This window comes from Actinomadura flavalba DSM 45200 (assembly GCF_000374305.1).
GTDB classification, from domain to species: domain Bacteria; phylum Actinomycetota; class Actinomycetes; order Streptosporangiales; family Streptosporangiaceae; genus Spirillospora; species Spirillospora flavalba.
The window spans coordinates 300,439-316,272 of the sequence record NZ_KB894095.1 but is presented as its reverse complement, the minus strand read 5'-3'; the positions used below and the strand labels follow the sequence as shown (position 1 = coordinate 316,272).

At 73.5% G+C, this 15,834-nt stretch carries 21 protein-coding genes, 1 CRISPR repeat array and 2 riboswitches (1 of these 24 only partly in view); of the genes, 15 read left to right on the top strand and 6 right to left on the bottom strand.

The window, feature by feature from the left end:
- Window position 1 precedes the first annotated feature (1 nt).
- From C229_RS32905 to C229_RS0114585, 13 genes are all read left to right on the top strand, one after another.
- Window positions 2-616 (top strand): DUF6286 domain-containing protein, encoded by a 615-nt coding sequence (locus tag C229_RS32905; RefSeq protein WP_018655829.1) that lies wholly within the window; start codon window positions 2-4, stop codon window positions 614-616.
- A 53-nt stretch (window positions 617-669) separates the two neighbouring features.
- Window positions 670-1,194, top strand: coding sequence for a hypothetical protein (locus C229_RS30625; protein ID WP_018655828.1), 525 nt, complete (start codon window positions 670-672; stop codon window positions 1,192-1,194).
- 43 nt (window positions 1,195-1,237) lie between these two features.
- Entirely contained in the window at window positions 1,238-1,447 is a 210-nt protein-coding gene (locus C229_RS0114635; protein ID WP_018655827.1) for a CsbD family protein, read from the top strand.
- A gap of 184 nt (window positions 1,448-1,631) precedes the next feature.
- Window positions 1,632-2,207, top strand: a complete 576-nt coding sequence (locus C229_RS0114630; protein ID WP_018655826.1) for an Asp23/Gls24 family envelope stress response protein — start codon at window positions 1,632-1,634, stop codon at window positions 2,205-2,207.
- Window positions 2,204-2,509, top strand: coding sequence for a hypothetical protein (locus tag C229_RS30620; protein ID WP_018655825.1), 306 nt, complete (start codon window positions 2,204-2,206; stop codon window positions 2,507-2,509). Before C229_RS0114630 ends, C229_RS30620 begins: the two co-directional genes overlap by 4 nt.
- A complete protein-coding gene (locus C229_RS30615; RefSeq protein WP_018655824.1) occupies window positions 2,493-2,741 on the top strand; it encodes a hypothetical protein in 249 nt (82 codons plus the stop codon). The genes C229_RS30620 and C229_RS30615 overlap by 17 nt, the downstream gene beginning before the upstream one ends.
- A gap of 32 nt (window positions 2,742-2,773) precedes the next feature.
- Window positions 2,774-2,977 carry a hypothetical protein gene (locus C229_RS0114615; RefSeq protein ID WP_018655823.1) on the top strand — a complete coding sequence of 68 codons (204 nt, stop codon included), beginning with the start codon at window positions 2,774-2,776 and terminating at the stop codon, window positions 2,975-2,977.
- The gene (locus C229_RS0114610; RefSeq protein ID WP_018655822.1) at window positions 2,974-3,339 is read left to right on the top strand and encodes an Asp23/Gls24 family envelope stress response protein; all 366 of its coding nucleotides are present in this window, start codon (window positions 2,974-2,976) and stop codon (window positions 3,337-3,339) included. Before C229_RS0114615 ends, C229_RS0114610 begins: the two co-directional genes overlap by 4 nt.
- Window positions 3,339-3,962: a DUF6286 domain-containing protein gene (locus C229_RS0114605; RefSeq protein ID WP_018655821.1), complete on the top strand. Its 624-nt coding sequence runs from the start codon at window positions 3,339-3,341 to the stop codon at window positions 3,960-3,962. Before C229_RS0114610 ends, C229_RS0114605 begins: the two co-directional genes overlap by 1 nt.
- 4 nt (window positions 3,963-3,966) lie before the next feature.
- Complete coding sequence (gene amaP, locus C229_RS0114600) at window positions 3,967-4,548, top strand: alkaline shock response membrane anchor protein AmaP (protein WP_018655820.1); 582 nt, start codon at window positions 3,967-3,969, stop codon at window positions 4,546-4,548.
- Between the two features lie 298 nt (window positions 4,549-4,846).
- Window positions 4,847-5,944, top strand: coding sequence for a hypothetical protein (locus tag C229_RS30610; RefSeq protein ID WP_018655819.1), 1,098 nt, complete (start codon window positions 4,847-4,849; stop codon window positions 5,942-5,944).
- Between the two features lie 52 nt (window positions 5,945-5,996).
- A complete protein-coding gene (gene pgm / locus C229_RS0114590) occupies window positions 5,997-7,637 on the top strand; it encodes a phosphoglucomutase (alpha-D-glucose-1,6-bisphosphate-dependent) (protein ID WP_018655818.1) in 1,641 nt (546 codons plus the stop codon).
- Window positions 7,638-7,777: 140 nt separating this feature from the next.
- Entirely contained in the window at window positions 7,778-8,056 is a 279-nt protein-coding gene (locus C229_RS0114585) for a hypothetical protein (RefSeq protein WP_033424358.1), read from the top strand.
- A gap of 57 nt (window positions 8,057-8,113) precedes the next feature.
- Here C229_RS0114585 and C229_RS0114580 read toward each other — a convergent pair whose 3' ends face one another.
- Window positions 8,114-8,497: a DoxX family protein gene (locus C229_RS0114580; protein WP_018655816.1), complete on the bottom strand. Its 384-nt coding sequence runs from the start codon at window positions 8,495-8,497 to the stop codon at window positions 8,114-8,116.
- Between the two features lie 171 nt (window positions 8,498-8,668).
- Between C229_RS0114580 and C229_RS32330 the strand changes: the two genes are divergently transcribed.
- The gene (locus C229_RS32330; protein ID WP_026313797.1) at window positions 8,669-9,562 is read left to right on the top strand and encodes an RNA polymerase sigma-70 factor; all 894 of its coding nucleotides are present in this window, start codon (window positions 8,669-8,671) and stop codon (window positions 9,560-9,562) included.
- Between the two features lie 2 nt (window positions 9,563-9,564).
- Here C229_RS32330 and C229_RS0114570 read toward each other — a convergent pair whose 3' ends face one another.
- The 5 genes from C229_RS0114570 to C229_RS0114550 all read right to left on the bottom strand — a co-directional run bounded on the left by C229_RS0114570 (window position 9,565) and on the right by C229_RS0114550 (window position 14,374).
- Entirely contained in the window at window positions 9,565-10,938 is a 1,374-nt protein-coding gene (locus C229_RS0114570) for an L-serine ammonia-lyase (RefSeq protein ID WP_018655814.1), read from the bottom strand.
- A gap of 68 nt (window positions 10,939-11,006) precedes the next feature.
- Complete coding sequence (locus C229_RS0114565; protein WP_018655813.1) at window positions 11,007-12,263, bottom strand: serine hydroxymethyltransferase; 1,257 nt, start codon at window positions 12,261-12,263, stop codon at window positions 11,007-11,009.
- Window positions 12,264-12,267: 4 nt separating this feature from the next.
- On the bottom strand, window positions 12,268-12,657 hold the full coding sequence (gene gcvH / locus C229_RS0114560) for a glycine cleavage system protein GcvH (protein ID WP_018655812.1): 390 nt from the start codon (window positions 12,655-12,657) through the stop codon (window positions 12,268-12,270).
- Between the two features lie 20 nt (window positions 12,658-12,677).
- The gene (gene gcvT / locus C229_RS0114555; protein WP_018655811.1) at window positions 12,678-13,772 is read right to left on the bottom strand and encodes a glycine cleavage system aminomethyltransferase GcvT; all 1,095 of its coding nucleotides are present in this window, start codon (window positions 13,770-13,772) and stop codon (window positions 12,678-12,680) included.
- 68 nt (window positions 13,773-13,840) lie between these two features.
- Window positions 13,841-13,935, bottom strand: a riboswitch (glycine riboswitch).
- Between the two features lies 1 nt (window position 13,936).
- Window positions 13,937-14,033: riboswitch (glycine riboswitch) on the bottom strand.
- A gap of 29 nt (window positions 14,034-14,062) precedes the next feature.
- The gene (locus C229_RS0114550; protein WP_018655810.1) at window positions 14,063-14,374 is read right to left on the bottom strand and encodes a hypothetical protein; all 312 of its coding nucleotides are present in this window, start codon (window positions 14,372-14,374) and stop codon (window positions 14,063-14,065) included.
- 211 nt (window positions 14,375-14,585) lie between these two features.
- Here C229_RS0114550 and C229_RS0114545 point away from each other — a divergent pair, with 211 nt between their 5' ends.
- A complete protein-coding gene (locus C229_RS0114545) occupies window positions 14,586-15,338 on the top strand; it encodes a FadR/GntR family transcriptional regulator (protein WP_018655809.1) in 753 nt (250 codons plus the stop codon).
- A gap of 297 nt (window positions 15,339-15,635) precedes the next feature.
- Window positions 15,636-15,834: direct repeats of the CRISPR family, unit length 30 nt; unit sequence GTTGCGACCCCTCGTAGGGGCGATGGGGAC; it runs 160 nt beyond the window's last position.

Sequence of the window (15,834 nt, the reverse complement as noted above, 5' to 3'; positions counted from 1 at the left end):
CGTGGACGGCACGCTCGTCTCCGAACTGCTCGCCCCCGCGCAGGCGCGGCAGCAGGCCCGGCGCCTGGCCCGCGCCGAGTTCGCGCCGCGCCGCACCGCGCTCACGCTGGTGACGCTCGCGGTGATCGCGGTGCTCGGGTCGGCCGTCGCGGTCGCGGTGCTGGCGGCCGTCGCCGGACGGCCCCTGGCGTTCGTCCCCGCCGCCGAGCTGGCCGCCGCCGCGCGCCGGACGGCGTGGGACGCCCCGGCCGTCCGCGCGACCGGCGCCGCCCTCGCCGTTCTCGGCGCCGCGCTGGTGGCGGCGGGCCTGCCCCGGCACGCCCGCGTGCTCGTCCTGGCCTCCGACGACCCGTGCCGCGTCGCCGCGCTGCGCCGCCGGGACGTCCGCCGCCTCGTCTCCGCCGCCGTCCGCGACGTGCCCGGCGTGACCCGGGTTCGCGTGCGCGTCCGTGGCCGCCGCCGTCCGCGCGTCACCGTCCGCGCCCGCACCGCCTACCGCAATCCCGGCACTCTGCCCGCGCGGGTCGCGGACGCCGCCGAAACGCGCCTGCGCTCGCTCGGCCTGCGCCGCACGCCCCGCGTCACCGTCCGGTTCCGGGAGCGCACCCGACCGTAAAGCCCCGGCCGATCTCCGGCGCGCCGGGACGCCCCGCCCCTAGGGTGACTCGGATGCGGTGGGGGCTGACGGTGCCGGGATCGGCGCTGCTGGGGCTGGGTGCGGCGGTGCTGCTCGCCGGGGACGGGCCGCTGCTGCCGACCGCCCTGGAGCGGACGGCCCGGTACGCGTGGTTCTGGCCCGTCGTGGCGCTGCTCGCGGAGTCGGTCGCGCTCGCGGCGTTCGTCGCGCTCGTCCGCGCCGCGCGGGACGCGTACCTGCGCCGCCGCGCCGTCCGCCCGTCCGGCGGCCGGGCCCGCGAGCGCGCGGCGGCGACGGCCCTGCGCGCCGCGCTCACCGACGTCGAGGGCGTCGTGTCCGGCACCGCCCGCCGCACCGGGACGCCCGGGCGGCCCCGGCTCGTCCTGACCGTCCGCACGGTCCCCGGCGCGCCGCTCGCGGACCTGCCCGGCGCGCTGACCAGGACGGCCGTCGAGCCCTACCGCGCCGCCACCGGAGATCCCGAGCTGGTCACCGTCGTCCGGATGCGTGTTATGTCCGTTCCGCAACATCGGGTTTCGGACGGCCCCGCCGGGTAGGAAGCACGCGACACGAAACCGCCGGAACTTCGGGGGGAACGCTGTGAGCGACCTGGGCAACAAGGCCGATGAAGCCAAGGGCAAGGTCAAGGAGGGCACCGGCAAGGTGACCGACGACGCCCGGCTCGAAGGCGAGGGCAAGGGCGAGAAGAACCGCGCCAAGGCCGAGGGTGCCATCGACGACGCCAAGAAGAAGGCGGGCGACGCCGCCGAGAAGATCAAGGGAATGTTCGGGGGCGGCGACAAGAAGTAGCCGCCCGTACCGAAACGACCGTGACTTGCCAGGGGGCCGGTCGGCGCGCGAGCGCCACCGGCCCTCCGTCATGCCCGCCCCGCCCTGAATAAGGCTTGACCTGCATATTGTCCCCGACTGTGGTTTTGTCATCACCCCCCGCGAGCATCAACCGAGCATCACCGACTCAGCAGGGGGAGATGTCGTGAGTCAGGAGAATGGACAGGCGAACAAGGGTTCGGGCGTCGGTACGCTGCCGAACCAGGCGTCGCGCCCGGGGTCGGAGCGCTCCAAGGACGAGTCCGGCAAGAGCGGCTCGGGCCTCCAGAAGGCGTCCGACAGCGAGAGCGTCCTCGTCACCGACCAGGGCAAGACCCGCATCGCGGACGGCGTCGTCGCCAAGGTCGCCGGCATGGCGACCCGCGAGATCGGCGGCGTGCACAAGATGGGCTCGGGCATGTCCCGCACCTTCGGCTCGATGAAGGAGCGCCTGCCCGGTCAGGGCAAGAACGTCTCGCAGGGCGTCTCGGTGCAGGTCGGTGAGCGGCAGGCCGCGATCGACATCGACGTCGTCACCGAGTACGGCGCCGCCATCCCCGACCTCGCGTCGGCGATCCGCGACAACGTCATCGCGCAGGTCGAGCACATGACCGGGCTGGAGGTCGTCGAGGTGAACATCTCCGTGGACGACATCCACCTGCCCGACGAGGACAACGGCGACGACGACGGCACCGGCAAGGACCGGCAGCAGGAGCCCGAGTCCAAGCCACGCGTCCAGTGACCGGCACGGCGCTCGCGGAGCGGATCGGCGCGGCCGTCACCGGGCTGCCGGACGTGGCCGGCCTGACCGCCGGTCCCGCCGGACGCGTCGTGACGTTCCGCGTCGGTGAACCGTTCGCGGGCGTCGCCGTCCGCGACGACGTGGTCGAGATCGCGGTCGTGGCGCGCGCCGGCCGCCCGCTTCCGGACGTCGCCGCCGCGGTGCGCCGCGCGGCGGCGCCCCTCGCGGGCGACCGCACGGTCGACGTCCTCATCGACGACATCCGGGAACCGGACGAGGACGCGGGTGACGCGCGAAGCTGACCGCGAGGCGTTCCGCCGCTGGGTGCGCGAGCACCATCCGGACGCCGGCGGCGACCCGGCCGAGTTCGCGGCGGGCCTGGCCCGCTGGCGCGGCGCCGAGCTTGAGGGCGCACGCGACGGCGCGCGGGCCAGGGCCCGCGCGGGCGTCGTCGGCGTCCGGCGCAGGAGCTGGCCCATCGAGGCCGGCCGCCGCTTCTTCGAGCGGCGGCGGCGGGCCCGCCGGCTGCGGTGATCCGCGGCCGACGCGGGAACCAAGGAGGAAGAATGAACACCAAGATCTGGCCCATCGTGGGCCTCTCGTTCGGGAGCGCGGTCGGGTTCGCCGGTGCGTTCGGCGGCTTCGGCGCGTTCCTCGTCGTCCTGCTGCTGGGCGTCCTCGGGTTCCTGGTCGGCCGCATCGTCGCCGGTGAACTGGACGTCGGCGAGGTCTTCAGCTCGCTCGGCGGCCGGAAGTCGTCGTCGTCATGACCGGCGGGCAGCGCGGCACGACGACCATCGCGGACCGGGTCGTCGAGAAGCTCGTGACCTACGCGGTCCGCGACAACGACGCCACCGGCGACATCGAGCGGACCGTGCTCGGGCTGCCGCTGGGCGGGCGCCGCCCCGCCAACGTCGACGTCAGCATCCACGGCGAGAGCGTGGCCGTGCGGGTGGAGATGTCGGTGTCGTATCCGGAGCCGGTGCGCGACACCGCCCGGACGGTGCGCGAGCGCGTCCGGCACGAGGTCGAGCGCACGACGGGGCTGCGGGTCAGCCAGGTCGACGTCGAGGTGTCGTCGTTCGACCGGTCGGTGCCCGCGCAGCGCCGCGAACTGGCGGGGGTGCGCTGATGACGTCCACCACCGGGCGGCTGCCGCAGTCGGCCACCGGGCGGCAGACCGCCGCCAAGACCGGGGGCAAGGCCGACCGGCGCGCGCGGCACACGTTCCGCACCCGGCGCGTCTGGCCGGCGGTGGTCGTCGCCGCGCTGCTGACGGCCGCCGCGGTCCTCACCGCGATCGAGGTGATCTCGGCGCTCGCCGGGAGCCCGCTGCGGCTCGTCCCGTACGACGATGTCACGTCGTGGGCGCGGTCGAACGCGTGGAGTTCGACGTGGGCGCTGGTCGCGTCCGGCGTCGTCGCGCTGCTGGGCCTGCTCGTGCTGCTGATCGGCCTGGTGCCGGGGCGCACCCGGCTCATCCCGCTGCACGGCACCGACCCCGACCTGCTCGTCGGCGTCACGCGCGGCGGTCTCAAAAGCGCCGCCGAGGCCGCCGCGCGGTCGGTCGACGGCGTCACCGGAGTGGGCGACGTCAAGATCAAGAAGCGGCGGATGCTGCTGACGGCCCGCACGCCGCTGCGCAACGACGACGGGCTCGCCGGCAAGACCCGCGCCGCCGTCCAGGAACGCCTGGACGAGCTGGGCCCCGTCCCGCGCCGCAAGGTCAAGGTACGGATCGAGCGAAGGACCTGAACCCATGGACCGCCACGCCGCACGCCTCAACCGGACCGCGCTGACGCTGCTCGGTCTCGTCCTGCTCCTGGCGGGCCTCGCCGGGCTCGCCCTCGGCCTCGGCCTGTTCGGCGCGGGCCGCGCGGACGAGGCCGTCCTGAGCGACGCCACGAGGCGGTTCGCGTCCGGCAACGCCTGGTACTGGTACGCCGTCGCGGCCGGGGCGGTCGTGCTCGCGCTGCTCGGGCTCGGCTGGCTGATCGCGCAGGGCCGCCGCGACAAGGTGTCCGACCTCGCGCTGGAGCCCGATCCCGGCAACGGCACGACGAAACTGTCGGCCAAGGCCGTGACGAACGCCCTGGAGGACGAGATCGAGGAGTACCCCGGCGTCCGGGGCGCGGGGGCCCGGCTGGGCGGCTCGTCGGCCCGGCCGAAGCTGTTCATCAACGTCGCCTACGCCCGCGACGCCGACCTGGCCGGGCTGCGGCGCCGCGTCACCGGCGACGCGCTCGCGCACGTCCGCACCGCGCTCGACCGCGACTCGCTGCCCGCCGTCGTCCGCCTCAAGCTTGTGACGGGCGCGGAGGAGCCGCGCACGGTGCACTGAGCCTTGGCGCAGGTTTGGCGCTGGATCGACCCACCGGGCGTCCCCGCCGCATAACGTCGGAAGTGTCTGTTCCTGACGGCGCTCCCACTTCGGGAGCACGGCGCAGAGGAGGCGATCATCACTGATCCTCTCCCGGGCCTCTTCCGCTGACAGGCCCGATTTCGCGCGAGGCTGCGGTCCGCACCGGCCGCGGCCTCGTCCGCTGTCAGGAAACGTTCAGACTGCTTACACGCTCCCTGAAGCCTCGCCGGGCACGCTGGTCATGATCGCTATCGGGAGGGAAGGGAGCTGAGCCGGAGTGCGACGGCGCTGGCTGCGTTACGTCCTGCTGTGGCTCGCGCTCGCCGCGCTCGTCGCGGCGTCCGTCGTCCCGTTCGCGACCGGCGCCCGCCGGGCCGCCGCGCCCGCCACGTCCGAGGGCGGCCCCACCACCGGCGGCGGACGCGGCCACGACTGGCCCGCCTGGGGCGTCTCGCACCGGCGCGGCGCCGAACCCGTCACCCGCGCCGTCCCGCAGAACCTCACCGTCACGCCCGGCGAGCCCGCCGCCGCCCTCGACCGCAGGCTCCGCGCCGTGCGCGCCGCCGGCGGCACCCCGGTCGTCACCGTCTGCTGCGGCGGCGACGCCGCCCTCGCCGCCGGGATCGCCCGGCGGCACCCGGAGCTGCGGCACTTCGTCGTCGGCAACGACCTGCGCTCCTTCACCCGCGCCCGCTGGGACGCCGCCGCCTACACCGGCCGCTACAACGCCGTCTACGCCGCGCTCAAGGACGTCAACCCCGCCATCCGCGTCGGCGGACCGTCCACGCCCATGCCGAGCGTCGCGCCCGCCCCCGCCGGCGGCCTTTCCGGCGCCTGGGGCGGCGTCGAGCCGCGCGCCCTGGAGGCCGTCCGGTACTGGCTCACCCACAAGATCGGCGCCGACTTCGTCGCCGTGGACGGCGCCGCCCCGCCCGAACACGACCCCGGTCTCGACCCGTTCACCGCCGTCGAGAAGTTCGGCGCCGTCACCCAGTGGCTCACCGCCCACAGCGACGGCGACCTCCCCGTCTGGTGGGACGGCTGGACCGCCGGTCCCGCCGCGGACCCCGGCGACCCGCGCCGCGACGCGCTGCACGCCGCCGCCCTCATCCAGTTCGCCCGCGGCGGCGCCACCGCCGCCCTCCACGCACCCGCCGCCGACCCGCCGTCCGCGCCGCTGCTCGGCCGCTTCGGCCGCTGGTTCCCGCCCGGCACCACGCTGCTGCGCGCCGACGCCGCCGACCCGCGCGTCCACGTCCTCGCCCAGCCCGCGCAGACGGTCGCCGTCAACACCGCCGCCGAACCCGTCACCACCCGCGTCGGCCGCCACGACCTGCGACTCGCCCGGTACGAGGTGCGCTGGATTGACGGGTGAGACGGGCGGAATCCTTGGGTAGGTCCGATCACGACTCGCCGAAGGAGACTCCATGGTGGACGCACACGCCGGCCGGCCCGCCCGGCAGGCCGACCTGGTCGACGTGCCGCGCCTCGTCACCGCCTACTACGCGCTGCGCCCCGACCCGGCCGAACCCGCGCAGCGCGTGGCGTTCGGCACGTCCGGGCACCGCGGCTCCGCGCTCGACGCCGCCTTCAACGAAGACCACATCCTCGCCACGAGCCAGGCCATCTGCGAGTACCGGACGCTGCACGGCACCGACGGGCCGCTGTTCCTCGGCGCCGACACGCACGCGCTGTCGGCGCCCGCGCAGGCGACGGCGCTGGAGGTGTTCACCGCCAACGACGTCGCCGTCGTGATCGACCAGCGGGAGGGCTTCACCCCGACGCCCGCCGTGTCGCACGCGATCCTCGCGCACAACCGGGGCGGCGGCACCGGCCGCGCCGACGGCGTCGTCGTCACCCCGTCGCACAACCCGCCGCGCGACGGCGGGTTCAAGTACAACCCGCCGCACGGCGGGCCCGCCGGCACCGACGTCACGTCCTGGATCCAGGACCGCGCCAACGCGATCATCCGCGAGGGGCTGCGCGACGTGCGGCGCCTCCCGTACCGGGCGGCGCTCCAGAAGGCGGGACGCCACGACTTCCTCGCCGCGTACGTGGACGATCTGCCGTCCGTGGTCGATCTCGACGCGATCCGGCGGGCCGGGGTGCGCATCGGCGCCGACCCGCTCGGCGGCGCGTCCGTCGCCTACTGGGCCGAGATCGCCGACCGGCACAAGCTGGACCTGACCGTCGTGAACCCCGACGTCGATCCGGCGTGGCGGTTCATGACGCTCGACTGGGACGGCAAGATCCGGATGGACTGCTCGTCCCCGTACGCGATGGCCTCGCTCATCGAGCGCCGCGACGCCTACGACGTCGCCACCGGCAACGACGCCGACGCCGACCGGCACGGCATCGTCACGCCCGACGCGGGCCTGCTGAACCCGAACCACTTCCTGGCCACCGCCATCGCCTACCTGTACGAGCACCGGCCCGAATGGCCCGCCGACGCCGGGGTCGGCAAGACGCTCGTCAGCAGCGGCATGATCGACCGCGTCGCCGCGAGCCTGGGCCGCCGCCTGCTGGAGGTTCCCGTCGGGTTCAAGTGGTTCGTCCCCGGCCTGCTGGAGGGCTCGCTCGGCTTCGGCGGCGAGGAGAGCGCCGGGGCGTCGTTTCTGCGCCGCGACGGCGCGGTGTGGACCACTGACAAGGACGGCATCATCATGGCGCTGCTCGCCGCCGAGATCACCGCCGTCACGGGGGAGTCGCCCAGCACCCGCTACGCGGCGCTGACGGCCGAGCACGGCGACCCCGCCTACGCCCGCGTCGACGCGCCCGCCACGCCGGACGAGAAGGAGGTGCTCAAGCACCTGTCGGCCGAGCAGGTCACCGTCGACACCCTCGCCGGTGAGGACATCACGGCCGTCCTGACCCGCGCGCCCGGCAACGACGCGCCGATCGGCGGCCTCAAGGTCGTGACCGAGAGCGCCTGGTTCGCGGCGCGCCCGTCCGGCACCGAGGACGTCTACAAGATCTACGCCGAGTCGTTCCAGGGGCCCGGCCACCTGGAGGCCGTGCAGGAGCAGGCCCGCGAACTCGTCGCGGAGGTGCTCAACACCACGGGCTGACGGGCGTGCACGCCAACTCCGGGTAGGTCGTCGGGCCGCGCAGGGCAAAGCTTGCGCGGAACGGCCACCGCCCGGGGTTCGTCACGTCTAGCGTTCTCTCCGTCACCGTACGAATCCCGGGGGAACTCATGATCCGGCCCATGGCCATGCTGCTGCTACCCGCCGTCCTCTTCGGCGCCACCGCCTGCGGCGGCGCGAGCGCCTCCGGCGAAACGGTCATCGCCGTCCGCAAGGACGGCCACAAGATCACCCGCGCCGAGTTCCTCAAGGCCAGCGCCGACTCCAAGAAGCGCCCGAAGGCCACCGCCGAGAAGGACTGCGGCAACATCAAGACCGCCCTCACCAAGGCCGGCGGCAAGATCGCCGACGACAAGGCCTGGACCGACACCTGCACCGAGGCCCTCTCCAACGAGAAGTAACACCCCGACCGGCGCCGCCCCGACCCGCAGCGGGGCGGCGCCTACTCGTCGGCCCGGTCAGCCGGTGAAGGACTCGGGGCCGAAGCGGCCCCAGGCCAGGAAGGCGGCCAGGGCCAGGTAGGCGATGTTCGCCGTGATCGCGATGTTCTCGTGGCGGCGCAGGTGCGTCACGATCGCGCCGCCCATCAGGAGCACCCAGCAGACGGCGGTGACCGGCACCATGATCGGCGCGACGCCGGTCACGGCGGGCAGGACGACGCCCGCGGCCGCCGCGACCTCGACGGCTCCGAGGGTCTTGACGAAGCCGGTGCTCGCGTCGCCCGTCCACCCGCCGCCGGGGGCTGCGGCCAGCCTCTCCTTCGGCACGAACAGCTTCGTCAGTCCACCGGCCAGCATGACGGCGGCCAGCAGCCCGGCGACGATCCACAGTGCGAGGTTCACGGGTTCTCCCTTTCCGCGGCTTCGGTTCTCGACGTGAAGACACCGCAGGCCCGGGCTCCGTGACGTGCGGGCTCCGTGACCGACGTCACGGGACCGGCGGTGTCACACCGCGGCGGCGGCCGGTGTCCCGATGTGTGACACGCTCGGGAGCGAACGAGGCGGGAGCCGGTCATAGACGCGCACGACGACACGAAGGCCGACGCCGCCACCGAGGCGTTCGTCGCCCACCGCAACCTGCTCTTCACGGTCGCCTACGAGATGCTCGGCTCGGCCGCCGACGCCGAGGACGTCCTCCAAGAGACCTGGCTGCGCTGGACGAACGTCGATCTCGACGCGGTGCGCGACCACCGCGCCTACCTGGTCCGCGTCACGTCCCGGCAGGCGCTCAACCGGCTGCGCACCCTGTCCCGCCGCAAGGAGACCTACGTCGGCCCCTGGCTCCCCGAGCCGCTGCTGACCACCCCCGACGTCGCCGACGACGTCGAACTCGCCGAGAGCGTCTCCATGGCGATGCTCCTCGTGCTGGAGACCCTGACGCCGACCGAACGCGCCGTCTTCGTCCTCCGCGAGGTCTTCGCCTTCGACCACGACGAGATCGCCCGATCCGTCGACAAGACCCCCGCCGCCGTCCGGCAGATCGCCCACCGCGCCCGCGCCCACGTCGCCGCCCGCCGCCCGCACGCGCCTGCCTCCCCGGCCGCGGCGCGCGGCGCGCTCGCGGCGTTCCAGCGCGCGATCGAGACCGGCGACGTGCGGCACCTCCTCGACGTCCTCGCCCCGGACGTCGTCCTGCTCAGCGACGGCGGCGGCGTCAGGCACGCCGCTCTCCGCCCCGTCGTCGGCGCCGCGAAGGCCGCCCGCCTGCTCTCCGCCGGCCTCGGCCCCGACCTGACCGCCGAACCCACCCACGTCAACGGCGCCCCGGCCCTCCTCGTCCGCCTGGCCGGTGAACTCGACGGCATCCTCACCGTCGGCGTCGACGGCGGCCTGGTCACCCACCTCTACTACGTCCGCAACCCCGCCAAGCTCTCCCGCCTCGCACACGAGACCCCGCTGCGCCGCTGACGTCAGCACTCGATGACGTTGACGGCCAGGCCGCCGCGCGACGTCTCCTTGTACTTGTCGAGCATGTCGCGGCCGGTGTCGCGCATCGTCTTGATGGCGCGGTCGAGGGAGACGAAGTGCCGCCCGTCGCCGCGCAGCGCCAGCCGCGACGCGGTGATCGACTTCACCGCGCCGACGCCGTTGCGCTCGATGCACGGCACCTGGACGAGCCCGCCCACCGGGTCGCACGTCAGGCCCAGATTGTGCTCGATGCCGATCTCGGCGGCGTTCTCCACCTGCTCGGGCGTCCCGCCCAGCACCTCGGTCAGGCCCGCCGCCGCCATCGAGCACGCCGACCCGACCTCGCCCTGGCAGCCGACCTCGGCGCCGGAGATGCTCGCGTTCTGCTTGAACAGGACGCCGATCGCGCCCGCTGCCAGCAGGAACCGGACCACCGCGTCCTCCGACGCGCCCGGCACGAACCGGTCGTAGTAGTGCAGGACGGCCGGGACGATGCCCGCCGCGCCGTTCGTCGGCGCCGTCACGATCCGTCCGCCGGCCGCGTTCTCCTCGTTGACGGCCAGCGCGAACAGCGTCACCCAGTCCATCGCGTGCAGCGGGTCGGTGGCGTCCTCGCAGGTCAGCGTCCGGTACAGGCGCGGCGCCCGGCGCGGAACCTTCAGCCCGCCCGGCAGCAGCCCCTCGCTCTCGCAGCCGCGCTCCACGCACGCCCGCATGACCCGCCACAGCTCCAGCAGCTCCGCGCGGATCTCCGCGTCGGTCCGCCCGAAGGCGCGCTCGTTCGCGAGCATCACGCCGGAGATCGACAGGCCCGTCTCGGCGCAGCGCTCCAGCAGCTCGGCGCCCGTGTCGAACGGGTGGGGCAGCTCGGTGTCGTCGGCCTTGACGCGGTCGGCGCCGGTGGCCGACTCGTCCACGACGAACCCGCCGCCCACCGAGTAGAACACCTTGCTGCGCAGCATTCCGCCGTCCGCGTCGAACGCGGTGAACCGCATCCCGTTCGGATGGCCGGGCAGGCTCTTCTTGCGCTCGAACACCAGGTGCTCGCCGGTCACGAACGGCACCGACGGGCCCCCGAACAGCGTCAGCCGCCCCGCCGCGCGGATCGCCGCCAGCCGCTCGTCCACCGTGTCGACATCGACCGACTCGGGCTTGTCGCCCTCCAGGCCCAGAATGACGGCCTTGTCGGACCCGTGCCCCTTGCCGGTCAGCCCCAGCGACCCGTACAGGATCGCCTCCACCGACGCGACCGACGCCAGCAGCCCGTCGTCGCGCAACCCGCGCGCGAACCGGTGCGCCGCCGCCATCGGCCCGCCCGTGTGCGACGACGACGGCCCGATGCCGATCTTGAAGAGGTCGAACACGCTGATCGCCATCGCACACCACTCCGTCGTGGGGGACCGGCGCCCCCGCGCGCCGGAGCGCGCGGGGGACGAACCGGGTCTTACAGGTCCGGATACAGCGGGTGCCTGTCGGCCAGCGCCCGCACCCGCGCCGCCAGCGCGTCCTTGTCGAACGACGGCTGAAGCGCCAGCGCGATCACGTCCGCGACCTCGGCGAAGTCCTCGGCCTGGAACCCGCGCGTCGCCAGCGCCGGCGTGCCGATCCGCAGCCCCGACGTCACCATCGGCGGACGCGGGTCGTTCGGGACCGCGTTGCGGTTCACCGTGATGCCGACCTCGTGCAGGCGGTCCTCGGCGTCGCGGCCCGTCAGCTCCGAGTCGACCAGGTCGACCAGGACGAGATGCACGTCCGTGCCGCCCGTCAGCACCTTCACGCCCGCCTTCGCCGAGTCGTCGGCGAGCAGCCGCTCGGCCAGCGCCCGCGCGCCCTCGATCGTCCGGCGCTGCCGGTCCTTGAAGGCGTCGGTCGCGGCGAACTTCAGCGCGACCGCCTTCGCCGCGATCACGTGCTCCAGCGGGCCGCCCTGCATCCCGGGGAACACGGCCGAGTTGATCTTCTTGCCGTACTCCTCCTTCGCCAGGATCAGGCCGCCGCGCGGGCCGCCGAGCGTCTTGTGCGTCGTCGTCGTGACGATGTCGGCGTGCGGCACCGGCGACGGGTGCAGCCCCGCCGCCACCAGCCCGGCGAAGTGCGCCATGTCGACCATGAGCAGCGCGTCCACCGAGTCCGCGATCTCGCGGAACCGCGCGAAGTCGAGCTGCCGGGGGTACGCCGACCAGCCCGCCACGATCATCTTCGGGCGGTGCTCGGCCGCCAGCGCCGCGACCTCGTCCATGTCGACCAGGCCGTCCCCGGCGCGCACGTGGTAGGGCACCACGTTCAGAGTCTTGCCCGAGTAGTTCAGCCGCATCCCGTGCGTCAGGTGCCCGCCGTGCGCCAGGTCGAGGCCGAGGATCGTGTCACCGTGCTGGAGCAGCGCGAAGTACACCGCCGTGTTCGCCTGCGCGCCCGAGTGCGGCTGCACGTTCGCGTGCTCGGCGCCGAACAGCGCCTTGGCGCGGTCGATCGCGAGCTGCTCGGTGACGTCCACGAACTCGCAGCCGCCGTAGTACCGCTTGCCCGGGTAGCCCTCGGCGTACTTGTTCGTGAGGACCGACCCCTGGGCCTCCAGCACCGCGCTCGGCGCGAAGTTCTCCGACGCGATCATCTCCAGCGTCGTCTGCTGGCGCTTCAGCTCGTCGGCGACGGCCGCCGCGACCTCCGGGTCGGCCTCGGCCAGCGAGTCGTAGAGACGCACGTTGTCAGTTCCCCTCGATCAGCTTGGCGTACGCGGTCGAGTCGAGCAGGTCGCCCGGCTCGTCGGTGATGCGGACCTTGAAGATCCAGCCTTCGCCGTACGGATCGTCGTTGATCACCTTCGGCTCGTCGATGACGGCGTGGTTGATCGCCGTGACCTCGCCGCTGACGGGGGAGAACAGCTCGCTCACGGACTTGGTCGACTCGACCTCGCCGCACGGCTCCCCGGCCTCGGCCTGGTCGCCCTCGCCGAACTGGAGTTCAAGGAAGACGATCTCGCCCAGGGCGTCGGCGGCGTGCGCGGTGATGCCGACGGTGACGACGCCGTCCTCACCGTCCAGGCCCGCGACCCACTCGTGTTCTTCGCTGTAGCGGAGCTGCTCCGGAACGCTCACGATCGTGATCTCTCTCTGCTTTAGGAACGCTGGTAGAACGGCAGGCCGACCAGGTCGACCGGCTCACGGCGGCCACGGACGTCCACGGCCAGGTCCGTCTCGGCGGCGCCGCTGTCCAGGTAGGCCATCGCGATCGGCTTGCCCAGTGTCGGCGACGGGGCGCCGCTGGTCACGACGCCGCACGGAGTGCCGTCGGCGTCGACGACCTCGTACCCCTTGCGGGGCGCGCGCCGGCCACGGGCGACCAGTCCCACGAGCCTACGGCCTGCGGGAGTCTGCGCCTGCGCCGCGAGTGCGGACTTGCCGACGAAGTCGACGGACTTGTCCAGTTTGACGACCCGGCCGAGGCCCGCCTCGAACGGGGTGGTCTCCAGCGTCAGCTCGTTGCCGTACAGCGGCATGCCCGCCTCCAGGCGGAGCGAGTCGCGGGCGGCCAGGCCCGCCGGGGTCACGCCCTCGACGGCGGCGAGGCGGCGCCACAGCGCGACCGCGTCGTCGGCGGCGACGAACAGCTCGAAGCCGTCCTCGCCGGTGTAGCCGGTGCGGGCGACGAGCGCGTCCACGTCCGCGACGCGGGCGGCGAGGATCGCGTAGTACTTGAGGTCGGCCAGGGGCGCGTCGGTGAACCGTTCGAGGATGCCCTGCGCCAGCGGGCCCTGGAGCGCGATCAGGCCGTACTCGGCGGAACGGTCGTCCACCGAGACGCCGAACCCCTCGGCGCGCTCGACCAGCGCCTCGCGCACCACCGCGACGTTCGCGGCGTTCGCCACCACCAGGAACGTGTCGGCGGCGAGCCGGTAGACGATCAGGTCGTCCAGGACGCCGCCGTCCGGCGCGCAGATCATCGTGTACCGGGCTTTACCGACCGCCATCGGCGACAGGTTGCCGACCAGGGCGAAGTCGACGGCCTCGCCCGCCCGCTCACCGGTGACGAAGATCTCGCCCATGTGGGACAGGTCGAACAGCCCGGCCTCGGTGCGGACGGCGCGGTGCTCGGCCGTCTCGCTCCGGTACCGCAGCGGCATCAGATAACCGGCGAAATCGACCAGGTTCGCGTCCAGCTCGACGTGCACGTCGTGCAGGGGCGTCTTCTTCGCGGTGGTCTCGGCGGGCATGGGGGCGGCTCCTTCGTCGCGGGCGCACGTGGGAACCATGATCCCACCCGCGCACGTGGCGTGTCGGTGCCTCCCCCTCTGTCATCGGCGCCTGAGAGTTTCGCCCGCGCTGCGGACTTTCACCTTCGGCGGGGGACATGCGGTCCCCGCTTTCCAGAGGTCGCCTCCCCCGTGCGGTCCGTGGGCCTGAGAGGTTCCGGGGAGGAGTTGCTCCTTCGGCGGCCCCGGCTGGCGGCCGGGGCGCTCTCCCGCACGGGGTGATCGGCTGCCCGAAAGGGTAGCAGCGGCCGTCAGTTCGCCGGAGCCGGCGACTTGGACATCTCGACGACGCACTCGCGGAGCGCCTTCTCGACCTTCTCCGTCGCGGGCCGCGCGCTGTTGGTGGCGCCGGGCGTGGGCAGCACGATGCCCTTGTCGCGCATGCACGCGTTGAAGCGCTCCGAGGCGCGCTGGCCACCGGCCGTCGCCGTACCCGTCGGCTGCGACGGGGCGGCGCCCGGGGCGGACGGCGGCGCCTTGGTGGCGCCGTCGTCGCCACCGCCACAGGCCGTGAGGGCGAGGGCGAGGGTCAGCACGGCCAGAGCCGGTGTGATGCGCATCATGATGGCCTCTCCGAGGGGCGGGAAGCGACATGATGCGGCTTGGGCGGGGTTCGGCGGTATTGCTCTGTCCGCACAAGACGGGCACCGTCCTTAGCACTCGACCGCACATCCGGCCCGTCCGTGACGGGACCGTTCCGTCCCGATGCGGTGTTCCGGCGCCCTGTAGCGTGGGCCCGAGCAGTCCCGCCCGGCCCCTGCAACGAGGACGGACATGCGCACCGACGGCCCAGTCCCGCTGCCCGGTCCCGCCGGGGTGACGGCGGCGGCGGTGTTCCGGCCCGTCCGGTCCGGCAACGCGTTCGAGGAGACCGTCGAACGGCTGCTCCAGGCGATCAAGCTCGGGGTGCTCGACCACGGCGACCGGCTGCCCCCCGAACGCGAACTCGCGCCGCTGCTCGGCATCGGGCGCGTCACACTGCGCGAGGCGATCCACGCCCTCCAGGAGGAGGGGTACGTGGAGTCGCGGCGGGGCCGCGCCGGGGGGACGTTCGTGACGTACCGGCGCCCGCGCCCCCGTCCGGCCGACCTGCGCCGCGCCGTCGAGGACATGGGCGACCGCCTCGCCGACACGCTCACCTACCGGATGGCGGTCGAGACGGGCGCCGCGCAGGTGCTCGCGGGCCTGAGCCTCACGTCCGACCAGCGCACCCTGCTGCGCACGCGCCTAGCGGAGTTGAACGCGGCGGGCCCCGACGACTACCGCCGCCTCGACACCGTCTTCCACCTGACGATCGCCGAACTGACGGGCTCCCGCCTCCTGGCCGAGACCTGCGCCGACGCCCGCCTCCGCGTCACCGACCTCCTCAACGCCATCCCCCTCTTCCGCGCCAACATCGCCCACGCCGCCACCCAGCACGCCGCCATCCTCGACGCCATCCTCCTGGGCGACCCAGAAGCCGCCCGCAAAGCCGTAACAGAACACCTGGAAGCCACAGCATCCCTACTAAGAGGCTTCCTCACCTGACCCACCCCAGCGAACCACCAACACACCCCCAGCCCCAGCCATCGCCCACCGAACACAACAACCCTCCCGCCGAGCACAACGACCCTCCGCCGAGCACAACGCCCCCCGCCGAACGCAAAAACCGCCCGCCGTACGCGACGACCCCACCGGACACGGCGAGAAGAGTTGTCCACAGGCCACGGCCACCGCCCACCCGCGAGACACCAACACGAGAAAATCGAATCAAGGGGGTCCCCAGAGAGCTTGCGAACCCCGCAGCGGCGCACGCCCCCGTCACCTATCGCGGGCAGCGCAGGCATCGCGACCCCTCGTAGGGGCGATGGGGACGGGTGCGCGCCGCGCCAGCGCGGCCCCCGCCCAAGCTGTTGCGACCCCTTGTAGGGGCGATGGGGACATCGACCCGCACGCCATGCGCCCTGCCCACGGCGGTTGCGACCCCTCGTAGGGGCGATGGGGACCGCTGGGTCGCGCGGCCGGTCCGCCCGATCCCCGCGTT

Bases quoted from the DNA above. Each gene is read 5' to 3' on its own strand.
- C229_RS30625 (WP_018655828.1), top strand. From the start codon at position 670: ATGCGGTGGGGGCTGACGGTGCCGGGATCGGCGCTGCTGGGGCTGGGT.
- C229_RS0114615 (WP_018655823.1), top strand. From the start codon at position 2,774: ATGAACACCAAGATCTGGCCCATCGTGGGCCTCTCGTTCGGGAGCGCG.
- C229_RS0114610 (WP_018655822.1), top strand. From the start codon at position 2,974: ATGACCGGCGGGCAGCGCGGCACGACGACCATCGCGGACCGGGTCGTC.
- C229_RS0114605 (WP_018655821.1), top strand. From the start codon at position 3,339: ATGACGTCCACCACCGGGCGGCTGCCGCAGTCGGCCACCGGGCGGCAG.
- amaP (WP_018655820.1), top strand. From the start codon at position 3,967: ATGGACCGCCACGCCGCACGCCTCAACCGGACCGCGCTGACGCTGCTC.
- pgm (WP_018655818.1), top strand. From the start codon at position 5,997: ATGGTGGACGCACACGCCGGCCGGCCCGCCCGGCAGGCCGACCTGGTC.
- C229_RS0114585 (WP_033424358.1), top strand. From the start codon at position 7,778: ATGGCCATGCTGCTGCTACCCGCCGTCCTCTTCGGCGCCACCGCCTGC.
- C229_RS0114570 (WP_018655814.1), bottom strand. From the start codon at position 10,938: ATGGCGATCAGCGTGTTCGACCTCTTCAAGATCGGCATCGGGCCGTCG.
- gcvT (WP_018655811.1), bottom strand. From the start codon at position 13,772: ATGCCCGCCGAGACCACCGCGAAGAAGACGCCCCTGCACGACGTGCAC.
- C229_RS0114550 (WP_018655810.1), bottom strand. From the start codon at position 14,374: ATGATGCGCATCACACCGGCTCTGGCCGTGCTGACCCTCGCCCTCGCC.
- C229_RS0114545 (WP_018655809.1), top strand. From the start codon at position 14,586: ATGCGCACCGACGGCCCAGTCCCGCTGCCCGGTCCCGCCGGGGTGACG.